General features: G+C 70.5%; 9 protein-coding genes. 6 read left to right on the forward strand and 3 right to left on the reverse strand.

Features of this window, described 5'->3' with window-relative positions:
- Positions 1 to 35: 35 nt before the first annotated feature.
- The 6 genes from ODJ79_RS38210 to mraY all read left to right on the forward strand — a co-directional run bounded on the left by ODJ79_RS38210 (position 36) and on the right by mraY (position 6,633).
- A complete protein-coding gene (locus tag ODJ79_RS38210) occupies positions 36 to 947 on the forward strand; it encodes a LysR family transcriptional regulator (RefSeq protein ID WP_263028575.1) in 912 nt (303 codons plus the stop codon).
- A 136-nt stretch (positions 948 to 1,083) separates the two neighbouring features.
- A complete protein-coding gene (locus tag ODJ79_RS38215) occupies positions 1,084 to 2,217 on the forward strand; it encodes an FAD-dependent monooxygenase (RefSeq protein ID WP_263028576.1) in 1,134 nt (377 codons plus the stop codon).
- Positions 2,214 to 3,215 carry an amidohydrolase family protein gene (locus tag ODJ79_RS38220; protein ID WP_263028577.1) on the forward strand — a complete coding sequence of 334 codons (1,002 nt, stop codon included), beginning with the start codon at positions 2,214 to 2,216 and terminating at the stop codon, positions 3,213 to 3,215. The genes ODJ79_RS38215 and ODJ79_RS38220 overlap by 4 nt, the downstream gene beginning before the upstream one ends.
- A gap of 111 nt (positions 3,216 to 3,326) precedes the next feature.
- Positions 3,327 to 4,256: an MBL fold metallo-hydrolase gene (locus tag ODJ79_RS38225; protein WP_263028578.1), complete on the forward strand. Its 930-nt coding sequence runs from the start codon at positions 3,327 to 3,329 to the stop codon at positions 4,254 to 4,256.
- 70 nt (positions 4,257 to 4,326) lie between these two features.
- Positions 4,327 to 5,241: a fumarylacetoacetate hydrolase family protein gene (locus tag ODJ79_RS38230; protein WP_263028579.1), complete on the forward strand. Its 915-nt coding sequence runs from the start codon at positions 4,327 to 4,329 to the stop codon at positions 5,239 to 5,241.
- Between the two features lie 288 nt (positions 5,242 to 5,529).
- On the forward strand, positions 5,530 to 6,633 hold the full coding sequence (mraY, locus tag ODJ79_RS38235) for a phospho-N-acetylmuramoyl-pentapeptide-transferase (protein ID WP_263028580.1): 1,104 nt from the start codon (positions 5,530 to 5,532) through the stop codon (positions 6,631 to 6,633).
- A 57-nt stretch (positions 6,634 to 6,690) separates the two neighbouring features.
- Here mraY and ODJ79_RS38240 read toward each other — a convergent pair whose 3' ends face one another.
- From ODJ79_RS38240 to ODJ79_RS38250, 3 genes are all read right to left on the reverse strand, one after another.
- Positions 6,691 to 10,002 carry a GH92 family glycosyl hydrolase gene (locus ODJ79_RS38240; protein ID WP_263028581.1) on the reverse strand — a complete coding sequence of 1,104 codons (3,312 nt, stop codon included), beginning with the start codon at positions 10,000 to 10,002 and terminating at the stop codon, positions 6,691 to 6,693.
- Positions 10,003 to 10,223: 221 nt separating this feature from the next.
- Complete coding sequence (locus ODJ79_RS38245; protein ID WP_263028582.1) at positions 10,224 to 11,915, reverse strand: alpha/beta hydrolase; 1,692 nt, start codon at positions 11,913 to 11,915, stop codon at positions 10,224 to 10,226.
- 166 nt (positions 11,916 to 12,081) lie between these two features.
- A partial coding sequence (locus tag ODJ79_RS38250; protein WP_263028583.1) for a hypothetical protein occupies positions 12,082 to 12,305 on the reverse strand: 224 nt, incomplete at its 5' end.

Consider the following 12,305-nt stretch of genomic DNA (forward strand, 5'->3'; position numbering starts at 1 on the left):
CATAGGAGCTATCCATGCCGCCGATGCCCAGTTGGGTGAGTCTCGCGAGGCTCGATCTCAACCTGCTGGTCGCCTTGCAGGCCCTGATCGAGGAGCGGAACGTGACCCGGGCCGGCGCGCGGGTCGGGCTGACCCAGCCCGCGATGAGCGCCGCGCTCGCCCGGCTGCGCCGCCACTTCGGTGACGAGCTGCTGGTCCGGCAGGGCAACCGGTACGAACTGACACCGCTCGGCGTGTCCCTGCGGCACCGCACCGAGCTGGCGATCGTGGCCGCCGAACGGGTCTTCGACGCCGAGCCCGACTTCGACCCGTCCACGTCCGACCGCGAGTTCCTGGTCCTGCTCAGCGACTATGCGTTGCTGGTGCTCGGGCCGGCGGTGGCCCGGCTGCTCGAGGAACGCGCGCCGCGGGTCCGGCTGCGCCTGGAACCGCACGGACCGAGCGCGCTCTTCGACATCGAGGCCACTCTCCGCTCGGTGGACCTGCTGCTGTTGCCGCACGGTTTCCTCAACGACTACCCGTGCGCGGACCTCTATCGCGACACCTGGGTCTGCGTCGCGGCCGCCGACAACAACGAGGTGGGCGACTCGATCACGCTGGACGATCTGCGCTCGTTGCCGTGGATCACCCAATACCACCGGCCGACCGCGTCCACCACGGTCGACCGCCAGCTGGCGCTGCTGGGCATAGAGCACCGGGTGGATCTGACCATCGAGAGTTTCCTGGCGCTGCCGTTCCTGCTCGCCGGGACCCGCCGGATCACGCTGCTGCAACGCCGCCTGGCCGAGCGTCTCGCGGTGGCCGCCGACGTCCGCCTGTTTCCCTGCCCGTTCGACGTGATGGATCTGGTCGAGGCGGCCTGGTGGCACCCGGTGCACTCGGCCGATCCGGGTCACCTCTGGCTGCGGGCGTTGCTTCGGGAGGCAGCGGAAAAGTTGCCCGGCTGACCTGGCGGTATCCACGGCGCCGATGACGGCCATGCGAAATGGGCCTCTTCCGGGCGGCCTCGCCGATCGGTTTGATCGGGACAGGTCCGTCATCGATCGGTTTGATCGGGACAGGTCCGGCATCGAGAGGGGCAGCATGAGCGCAGTGGCGCGCGTCGGCGTGATCGGTGGTGGAGCGGCCGGCATGGCCGCGGCCATCCTGCTGGCCGACGGCGGGGTGACCGTGGAGGTGGTGGAGGCCAAGCCGGATCTGTCCGCGCTCGGCTCCGGCATCACGCTGAGCGGAAACGCGCTGCGCGTGCTGCGCGGGCTCGGCGTCTGGGAGGAGGTACGGGCGCACGGGTACTCGTTCGACAAGGTGGCGTTCCGCGCGCCGGACCCCCACGGCACCGTGCTGGCCGAGGTCCCGGACGCCCGCCTCGGGGGCCCCGATCTGCCCGCCACCACCGGTATGTACCGGCCTGACCTGGCCCGGATCCTGGCCGAACGCGCCCGCGGGGCCGGCGCCCGGATCCGGTTCGGCGTTGCCGCGACGGGCCTCGAGCAGGCCGCCGCCGGGGTGGAGCTGGCGACCTCCGACGGCGTCACGGAGCACTACGACCTGGTGATCGGCGCCGACGGGCTGCACTCCGCGACCCGGCAGATGCTCGGCATCGACGTGGCACCGGTACCGACCGGGATGGGCATCTGGCGCGCGTTCACCGGGCGGCCGGCCTCGATCACGCACACCGACCTGTACTACGGCGGCCCTTGCTTCATCGCCGGATACTGCCCGACCGGCGAGGACAGCATTTACGCCTACCTGGTGGAACCCGCCCAGGACCGGTCCGGTGTCTCCGACGACGAGGCGCTGGCGATCATGCGTGGTCTCGCCGAGGCGTACCACGGGCCGTGGGACGACATCCGGCCGCTGCTGTCCACCGGATCCCGGATCAACTACACGTGGTTCACCCAGCACCTGATCCCGGGCGCGTGGAACCGCGGCCGGGTCGTGCTCATCGGCGACGCCGCGCACAGCTGTCCGCCCACCATGGCCCAGGGCGCGGCGATGGCCCTGGAGGACGCCGCCGTGCTGGCCGAGCTCCTGCTGGCCGCGGACACGGTCGACGACGGGCTGTGGAACGCTTTCCACGAGCGGCGGTCAGCCCGCGTGCGGGCCGTCGTCGACGCGTCCGTCCAGCTCGGGCAGTGGCTGCTCGACGGCGAGCGCGACGCCGACGTGCCCGGCCTGATCGGCCGGCTGCACCCGAAGATCGCGACGCCGGCGTGAGGACGGTCGACGTGCACGCCCACGTCGCAACGCCCGCGGCCGATCAGCTCCTGGCCGATCAGCCCGGGTTCTCCGAACAGCTGGCGGCGGAGGCCGCGACGATGGGAGCGGCCACCGCCGCGTACAACCGCGAGCACTTCGCGGCCCTGATCGGCCGCCTGACCGACGTCGGGGCCCGGCTCCGGGCGATGGACGCCGGCGGCATCGACGTGCAGACCGTCAGCCCCACGCCGACGTCGCGACACTGGCTGGAGGAGGCGCTCGCCGCCACGTACGTCGAGCGGGTCAACACGGCCGTGGCCGCGCACTGCGCTCAGGCCCCGGACCGGCTGCGCCCGGTCGCGACCGTCACCACGCACCTGCCCGCCCTGGCGGAGACGCAGCTGCGGTACGCCGTCAGCGAGCTGGGCGCGGTCGGCGTGCAGATCTCCACCACGGCCGCCAACGGCGTCGAACTCGACACGCCCACCCTTGATCCGTTCTGGGCGGCCGTGGTCGAGCTGGACGTGCCCGTGCTCATCCATCCCTGGGGCTGCTCGCTCGGCAGCCGGCTGGACATCGCCTATCTGTTCAACCACCTGGGCAATCCGACCGAGACGTCGCTGGCGCTGTCCCGGCTGATTTTCGGCGGAGTGCTGGACCGGTTTCCGGAGCTGCGGCTGTGGTCCGCGCACGGCGGGGGCTGGCTGCCCAGCTACAGCGGGCGCGCCGACCACGCCTGGCACGCCCGCAGCGACGCGCGGACCTGCGCCCAGCCGCCGAGCTGGTACCTGCGGCGGATGTGGTTCGACTCGCTGGTCTACACCGAGCCCGCACTCCGGCATCTCGTGCAGGCCGTCGGGGCGGAGCAGGTCACGCTCGGCACCGACTTCCCGTTCGACATGGGCGTCGAGGATCCGGTCGAGCGGGTGCGGCAGGCGTTCGACGATCCCGGCCTGCGCGAAGCGATCTGCTCCCGCAGCGCGGTCGCGCTGTTCGGCGGGCGACTGCCTTCTTGAGTACGAGCTTCTTGAGTACGAGCTTCTTGGGTACGAGCTTCTTGGGTACGAGCTTCTTGGGTACGAGCTTCTTGGGTACGAGCTTCTTGGGTACGAGAGGAGTCCGGCGACATGAGCACGTCCCGGCACGATCATGCCGCCTCGATCGAGAACGCCACGATCGAGGACCTGGGCGGAGGACTGTACGCCTACGTCCAGCCGGACGGCGGCTGGATGATCAACAACACCGGTTTCCTGGTCGGCCGGGACGGTGTGACCGTGGTCGACTCGTGTTCGACCGAGCGCCGCACCCGGGCCTTCCGGGCGAAGCTGGCCGCGATCACGCCGGCTCCGGTGCGCGTTCTGGTGAACACGCACAGCCATCCGGATCACACCGCCGGCAACGGCTTGTTCGGCGAGGCGGCGATCGTCGCGCACGAGCAGACCAGGGCCGAGCTGCTGGTCAAGGTGCCGCCGCTGGATTCCATCTGGGAGCCGATCGACGCGGGGTCGGTGCCCCCGGCGCCGCCGTTCCTGACGTACACAAGCGGTTTGACGCTCTGGATCGACGACCTGAGGTGCGAGGTCAAGCACGTCGGGATGCCCGCACACACCACCAACGACTCGATTCTCTGGGTGCCCGATCGGTCGGTGCTCTACTCGGGCGATCTGCTGTTCAACGGCGGCACACCGTTCCTGGTGTCAGGCTCGGTGACCGGGGCGATCAGGGTGCTGACCGAGCAGATCGCCCCGCTGGGCGCGACCACGATCGTGCCCGGTCACGGCCCGGTCTGCGGGCCCGAGGTGATCGCCGGCGTGCTGGGCTATCTGCGCTTCGTGCTGAGCACCGCGGAGCGGGCGAGGGCGGCCGGACTCACCCCGCTGGAGGCCGCCCGGGAGACCGACCTGGCCGATTTCGCGGAGTGGACCGATCCCGAACGCATCGTCGGCAATCTCCACCGGGCCTACGCCGACCTCGGCGGCGGCCCGGTCGACGTCCTGGCGGCCCTGGGCGACATGGTCACCTACAACGGCGGGCGGCCGCTCACCTGCCTCGCCTGACCTTTTCCGGAGCTTGACCTTTTCCGGAGCTTGACCTTTTCGGAGCTTGACCTTTCCGGAGGGAGCGCGCATGCGTTTTGCGACCTGGGAGGTCGGCGGCCGAGTACGGGCCGGCGTGGTCTCCGACGACGGGCTGCACGAGCTGCCGGACGACGTGACCGTGCTCGACGCGGTGCGGGCCGGGTTGCCGGCCGCGTTCGAGCTCGGCGCCCGGGCGCTCGACGGTCCGGCCGTGCCGGCCGCCGGGGCTCGGGTGCTGCCGCCGCTCGCGCCGCCGTCAGTACGCGACTTCGTCGCGTTCGAGGAGCACGTCGAGGGGATGACCGGCGGCGCCGGAGTGCCCCCCGAGTGGTACGAGGCCCCGACCTTCTACTTCACCAACCCGCACGCGCTGATCGGGGCGTTCGACGACATCGCCGTCCCGCCGGGCTGCCGGCAGCTGGACTACGAGCTGGAGGTCGCCGTCGTCGCCGGCCCCGACGGCGCCGCCTTCGGATACTCGGTGTTCAACGACTGGTCGGCCCGCGACCTCCAGCGGCGCGAGATGGCGGTGCACCTCGGGCCGGCCAAGGGCAAGGACTTCGCCACGACGCTCGGCCCGTGGATCGTCACCGCCGACGAGCTTCCACCCGACCAGGACGGCTTCCACGCGTTGGCGATGAGCGTCTCGGTCAACGGCGTCGAGACCGGCCGGGACCTGCTGTCGAACATGGGCTGGCCGTTCGCGGAACTGCTCGCCTACGCTGCCCGCGGGACCCAGGTGCGGGCCGGCGACGTGCTGGGCTCGGGCACCTGCGGCAACGGCGGATGCCTGGCCGAGCTGTGGGGATTGCGCGGCACCCAGGACCCGCCGCCGCTGCAGCCGGGAGACGTCGTCGAGATGACGGTCGAGGGCATCGGCACCATCCGCAACCGGGTGGTGGCCGGGATCGACCTGCCCCCGGTGCCGCCCGCCCGGCCGCGCACCCGCGCTCGGCCGCTGTGAACAGGCCGGTCGGCTCCGGGTCGCAAACTGACCTGGGCGTTGCTCAAGTGGCTGGGGGGCGTTCTCGTCACCTGTCACCGCAGCGACAGGCCGCCACGGCCGAGCCGCGCAGTGGCACCCACGCGCTCAATCTAATGTCACGAGATCAGTATGTCGGTGAGCCATGACCAGGCGCTATGAGGTTCGGGGCTGCTCCGCTTGCTGTCGGGTGGCAAGCTCATGTCCCGTGATTGGTGATCTCGCGGAGGACTCTCGGCTCGGTCCGTCGGCTCTTGTGGAAGGTCGCCCGTGAGGGCGGTCATCGTCGCGGCCGCGGTCGCGTTCATCGTGTCCCTGTTCGGCACGCCGGTGGCGATCCGCGTCTTCACCGCGCTCAAGGCCGGCCAGCCGATTCGATCCCTCGGGCTCGCCAGCAACGAGGGCAAGACGGGCACGCCCACGATGGGCGGCGTCGTGTTCATCGTGGCGACCGTCTTTGCCTACGTCGCCGGGCATATCGCCCTGACCACCCTCCCCAAACGGCAGATCGCGCAGGAGGGCCCGACCATGACGGCCCTCGTCCTGCTCGGGCTGTTCGTCTTCTGCGGCGCGGTCGGCTTGCTCGACGACTTCCTCAAGGTGCGCCGGCGCAACTCCGACGGCCTGTCCGCCAAGGGCAAGCTGCTCGGTCAGGCGATCGTCGGTGGCGGGTTCGGCGTCGCCGCGCTCTACGTGGCCAGCACCAACGGCCAGACCGTGGCCAGCGAGCACATCTCGTTCATCCGCGACATCAGCTGGCTGGACGTCGGCAAGGTCGGCTCGGTGATGGTGTTCGTCTTCGTGATCACGGCGATGTCGAACGGCGTGAACCTCACCGACGGCCTCGACGGCCTGGCCACCGGAGCGTCGGTCCTGGTGCTCGGCGCGTACTCGCTGATCGGCTTCTGGCAGTACCGGCACTGGTGCGGTGACACCGACTACGCGCTGCACAACGCGTACTGCTATCAGGTCCGGGACCCGTTGGAAGTCGCGATGATCGCGGCGGCGGCTGCCGCCGCCTGCGTGGGCTTCCTGTGGTGGAACACGTCCCCGGCGCGGATCATCATGGGTGACGTGGGCGCGCTCGGGCTCGGCGCCCTGATCGGCGGGCTCGCGGTGGCCACCCGCACCACGCTGCTCTCGATCGTGATCGGCGGGCTCTTCGTCCTCATCACGACGACCTGGGTGATCCAGATCGTCTCGTTCCGGACCACCGGTAGACGTGTCTTCCGGATGGTGCCGTTGCACCACCATTTCGAGCTGGCCGGGTGGAGCGAGGTCAACATCGTGGTCCGGTTCTGGATCGTGGCCGGCATCTGCGTGGCGGCCGGCCTAGGCCTGTTCTACTCGGATTTCCTGGCCGTCGTTGGATGAAGCCGCGCAACAAACCGGTGTCCGGCCATCGACAGTGATCCGCAGAGCCGATGTGGATCAGTTGAGGGTGACGGCGTAGAGGAGCATGCGCGGGTCGTTGGGCAGGGACAGCGAGCGGACCTGCTTGCCCTCCGGGATGGGAACGGTCACGCCGAACAGGCTGGTGGGCGGCCCGTCGACGCCCTGCCCGGCCTTGATGCGGTGGTCCATCGACAGCACGGTGGTGGTGCCGGGGGTCGCGGCGCCGCACCAGTCGGCGATCGTGAGCGGCACGGACTGGACCGACCCGTCGGTGTAGCCGATCGTGAAGACTCCGCTGACCGGACCGTTGTGGCTGGTCGCCACGAGGGCCACGGCGCTGTGGGAGCCGACCGGTAGCAGCAGGGGCCGGCCGGTGGCCGGAACGAAGTTGGCCGCGGTGCCGGTGGGATCCGGGGCTGCGTAGGTCACGCCGTTCCAGGTGACCGGGCCGGCGGCCGGGAAGAGGGCGGCGTCGTAGCTCCAGCCGCCGCCGTCGAAGTTGCCCTCGGCCGGGTTGGTCACGGTGGCGGTCCCGTCGACGGTCCGTTCGCCGGCCAGGTCGACGGCGCACTGACTGCCGGAGGCGCCGGCGCAGGTCAGCGGTGTCCGGACGAGCAGGCTCGCGGTCTTGGTCAGCGGTTGGGCGGCGTGGATGGTGATGGTCAGCGGATAGCTGCCGACGGCCACGTCAGCCGGAGCGGTGGCGGTCACGGTCGCCGTGCCGGAGGCCGGGAGATGCCGCGAGACCAGGAGGCCGGGCTGCTTTACGGACACCCGCCAACCGGCCGGCGCCTGGGCGGAGACGAACGGCAGGAGCACACCCGGTGCCTGGCCGACCAGTTCGACCGTGAAGTTCGCCGACGAGCCGGCGCCGACGACGGCCGATGCCGCGCCCGAGCCGGCGGTCGGTCCGCTGCTCGGCGCCACGGACGCGGCCGGGAAGGCCGCGGCCGCCGGGGTGACGGTGGCGTCGAGGTGAACGCGGTTGTCGAGTGGGGCCTTGTCGACCGACGGGGGCTCGTCCGACGGTGCCGTGCCCCACGCCGACGGGGTCGCGCCGACCGTCTGGGTGATCGTGCCGCCGGCGGCGATGGCCGACCAGGGGATCCAGCTGCGGGTCAGCGGCCGGCCGTCGACGCGGGCACGCTGCAGGTAGCGGTTGGTGTCGGAGACGCCGGCCGCGGTGATGGTCAGCGGGTGGCCGGACACGTCGACCAGGGCCGAGGGGAACTGCGGTGTCGAGACGGCCAGGAAGTTCGCGCCGCTCGTGGTCGGGTAGAGGCCGAGCGAGGAGAACACGTACCAGGCGCTCATCGTGCCCAGGTCGTCGTTGCCGGTCATGCCGTCCGGGCCGGTGGTGAACAGCGTCATCGAGGCCCGGACCACGGTCGCGGTCTTCGCTGGGGCGCCGGCCCAGTGGTACATGTACGGCGCGAGCAGGTCGGGCTCGTTGTTCGGGTTGTAGGTGGGCTTGGCGTAGTAGTCGTACGGGCTGGCGATCCATTCTGTCCGGGCGGTGCCCGCCGGGTCGGTGAGCAGTTTCGGGTACGCGAAGAAGTCGTCCAGCCGTTTCTGGGCCGCGTGCCGGCCACCCATCAGCGACACCAGCCCGGCCGGGTCCTGCGGCACCAGCCACTGGTACTGGTAGGCGCCGCCCTCGTGGAACTGCTCGTCCGCCGCCACCGGGTCGTACGGCGTGAGCCAGGTGCCCTCGACCGTCCGGGGCCGGAACTGGTCGGTGGAGACGTCCCAGAGGTTGCGCCACCACTGGCCGCGGCCGGCGAAGAGCCGGGCGTCCGCGCGGTGGCCGAGCCCCGCCGCCATCAGTGACAGCGCCGCGTCGGCGGCCGAGTACTCCAGCGTCGCCGAGGCCGGGTGCTGGCAGTCGTTGTCGCCGCCCTTGGCGACGCAGTCGGTGCCCAGCCGCAGGCCGGAGGGGATGTATCCGCGGTCGCTGTAGTACCCGACGCCGGTACGCCCGTTGTAGGGCGTCGAAGCCGGCGGCTGGCTCAGCGCGTTCTCCCGCAGCAGCCCGTAGGCCTCCTCCTCGTGCCCGGCCAGCAGGCCCTTCGACCAGGCCTCGACCAGGAACGGGGTGACCGGGTCGCCGGTCATGATGTTGGTTTCGCTGTCCGCCAGCGCCCACTTCGGCAGCCATCCGCCGTCCCGGCCGATCACCACCACCGACAGCGCGACGTCGCGGGCCACGTCCGGCCGCAGTAGTTCCAGCAGCTGGTTCTGTGGCCGGTAGGTGTCCCAGAGCGAGAAGTTCTGGTACGGCGTGTACCCGTCGGCCCGGTGCATGGCCTTGTCGAAGCCGGTGTACGACCCGTCCACGTCGCCGGCCAGGTTCGGGTGCAGCATCGCGTGGTAGAGGGCGGTGTAGAAGACGGCCTGGCGGTCCGCCGTACCCCCGGAGATTTTGATCTTGTCGAGCTGGGTGGCCCAGGCGGCGCGCAGCGAGTCGCGGACCCGGTCGAAGTCGTAGCTGTCGCCGGTCTCGGCGGCGAGGTTGGCGCGGGCGCCGGCGATGCCGGTGTAGGAGAGCCCGACCTTGAGCGCCACGTCGTGGTCGGTGGTCGCATCGAAGGTGACGTAGGCGCCGTTACTGCCGGTGCCGGCGGCGTCCCGGCCGGAACCGAGCGTGCTGCCCCGCCAGGTGCCGAACGATGCGAACGGCCGGTCGAAGGACGCCGAGAAGTAGACCGTGTGGTCGTCCTTGCCGGCGCAGAACCCGCCGGCGTGCACCCGCCCCTCGACCGTCCGGTCGCCGACCACGTGGATCTCGGAGTCGAACACGCTCTGGTTCGCCTTGCCGGTGTTGAACAGCACGTTCGCCGCCGCGGTGGCCGGGAACGCGTAGCGCTGCCACCCGGTGCGCGCGGTCGCGGTCAGCTCGGCGGTGATTCCGTACGTCGACAGGCCGACCCGGTAGTAGCCGGGTGAGGCCTCCTCGTCGGTGTGCGAATAGGCCGACTTGTAGACGTTCGGGTCGACGCTGGTGACCGGGCCGGTGGTCGGCATGACCGGCAGCTCGCCGGCCACCCCGCAGCCGACCCCGGACAGGTGGGTCTGGCTGAACCCGTAGATCGCCGACTGTCTGTAGTCGTAGCCGCCCTGACCGCCGGTGTCCGGGCTTACCTGGACCATTCCGAACGGAGCGCTGGCGCCGGGGAAGGTGTTGCCGAAGTTCTCGGTGCCGACGAACGGGCGCACGAGGTCGACCGGCGACGGCTCGCCCGCGCGGGCGGCGCTCGGCGGGGAGGCGGCGGCTTCGGCGCGGCCGGCCGCCGGCGCGGACAGGGCGGCCGCGACGGTCAGGACGGTGACGATCGCGAGGTGACGCACGGCGAACCTCCTGCTGCCGGGGTGATCGGCCGATGACAACGTTGTCACCAGGAAGTTACGAAAGTCAATGGCTGACACCCGATTGCATCCCGTCGATCAGATCCTCGACGACCTTCCCAGAACACGATGGCCTGGCCCATGACACCCGTGCAGCGTGCAACCGGGGAAGCACAAAGCCGCGATGGCCGGCCGGAAGACCGGCCATCGCGGCGGGGACGGGATCAATGCTTGCGCCAGCTCCAGCGGTTGCCGGAGGGCGCCCAGTCGGTGCTGACCGGCGCCGACTCAGCGGCAGCAGCAACTGCCGCGGCCGACTTGGTCGAGGCGGCCGAGTCGGCGGGCGGGGTCACGCCGTCGCAGCCGCCGGAGTCGGGGCGGCCGGTCAGGAAATATGCCTCGAGGTGCTCGGTGCACTCGGGCACCCGTGCGACCGAGCCGTGGATGTCGTCCTCGACCGTGAACGCGGTGCCGCCGATTTTCGCCTGTACCTGGGCGATCCAGGGGTACGGCGTCGGGCTCTCCCATCGGTGCCCCGACAGTTGCAGCGAGCCGTTCGACTTGCGCAGCTGGAACGGTTCCTTCGCGGGGATCGGCCAGCCCGCGCACATCTGGGTGGAGGGCGCCAGGCCCGCGGTGATCGGGAACTCTCGCTGCCAGCTCCGGTACGTCTTCCAGAAGGTGGGGAAGTCGTGCGGGCTGGTGTCGTCGTTGCACAGGATCGCCCGGCCGGCGACGTCGTTGAACTGCTCGGGAAGGTCGGCCGGCGGCTCGGTGGGCTCCTGCGGCCCGTCTCCGATGAGGATCGGCCGGAGGGCGTCCGGCACGGGGTCGCCGGTTTTCGCTGTGGTCAGCGCTGCCAGGGCGGGCGTGCTTTCCGCCCACAGCGGGCTGGGCGCGACGGCCAGGAAGGCGGCCAGGTTGCCATCGATCGGCTGGTCGAGGTCGCTGAACACGATCGGCGCCGCGTCCAGCTTCGTCTTCAGCCGTTTGACCAGGGCGATCACTTCTTCGGGGGTGTCGCCGAGGTGGTACGTCGCGTCCCGCTCCGCGGCCCAGGCAGCCCAGCGCGGAATCTTGCCCTCATCGGCCGCGGTCACGTCGTGGAAGCGTGAGTCGAGCCGGTTCGCGGTCGGGCCGACCACGCTGTCCAGCCACATCCGGCCGACCGACCGCGGGTAGAGGCTGCGGTAGACCTGGCCGAGGAGCGTGCCCCAGGAGACGCCGAAGTAGCTGAGCTTGGCCTGCCCGAGCGCCTTGCGCACCTGCTCGAGGTCGCGGGCCACGTTGGCAGTGGTGAGCTGCCTCAGGAAGGTGGGGTCGCTCTGCCAGCAGGTCTGGTTCTGCAGAACCTGGAAGTCGTAGATCTTCTTGGCGGTCGCCTTGGTCAGCGGCCCGGCCGGGATCTCGGGTGGAGTGACGTCGTCGCCCGGGCGCGTGCACGCGGCGCGGGTGCTGTAGCCGACGCCGCGTGGGTCGAACCCGATCAGGTCGTATTTCTCGGCGAGCGCCTCGAACTGCGGGCTGGTCAGCACCAGCTGGTGCGGCATCAGGTAGCCGCTGCCGCCCGGTCCGCCCGGGTTCACCGCCATGCTGCCCTGCTTGTGCCGCTGGTCGGTAGCCCGGAGCCGGCTGATCGCGACCGTGATCTTCGTGCCGTTCGGGCGGTTGTAGTCGAGCGGCACCTGGACGGTGCCGCAGTCGGTTCGGGCGAGCAGTGCCCGGATCCTGGGTAGCTCCTGCGGCGGGACACCCATCGCTTCGAGGGTCTCGTCCGAGTAGGCCACACAGTCGCTCCACGTCACCACTGATGGCGCCGTGCTCGCCGCGGCCGGCGGGGCGAGGGCGATGAGCCCCGCCCCGGCCGCCATGGTGAGCACCCCGATCCCGGCGGCAATTCCTGTGCGTCGTGTCATGCGGAAATTGATACAGATGGACGCGTCAAGCCGGGGTAACCAAAATCGTCCAGCTTCCTCCCAGGAGCAGGGTCCTACCGCGCCCATCAAGACAGACAGGGTTGCCGGCCTCCGCCATACTCGCCGGCGTCGAGTGTTGCGGGTGCCGGTAATGCTGCAGATGGCGTCAGGAGCCGATGATCGGCAGCCAGTCCGAGGTGTCGTCGCATCCGCCGAAGGTCATGTTCTCCACCATCCGTTTGAGCGCCGAGAAGGGGATCCGCGCCCGATCCGCGACCATGATGGTGATCCCGCACGACCCGGCTTCGATCAGCAGGTGACTACCGCCGGGGTTGTTGAAGTTGCCACCAACGCCCTCGATGTACCACGTTCGATGTCCCGCGATGGTGC

This window comes from Actinoplanes sp. KI2, assembly GCF_025630775.1.
GTDB lineage: Bacteria > Actinomycetota > Actinomycetes > Mycobacteriales > Micromonosporaceae > Actinoplanes.

Coding starts and splice junctions, on each gene's coding strand:
- ODJ79_RS38215 (WP_263028576.1), top strand. CDS start 1,084: ATGAGCGCAGTGGCGCGCGTCGGCGTGATCGGTGGTGGAGCGGCCGGC.
- ODJ79_RS38225 (WP_263028578.1), top strand. CDS start 3,327: ATGAGCACGTCCCGGCACGATCATGCCGCCTCGATCGAGAACGCCACG.
- ODJ79_RS38230 (WP_263028579.1), top strand. CDS start 4,327: ATGCGTTTTGCGACCTGGGAGGTCGGCGGCCGAGTACGGGCCGGCGTG.
- ODJ79_RS38245 (WP_263028582.1), bottom strand. CDS start 11,915: ATGACACGACGCACAGGAATTGCCGCCGGGATCGGGGTGCTCACCATG.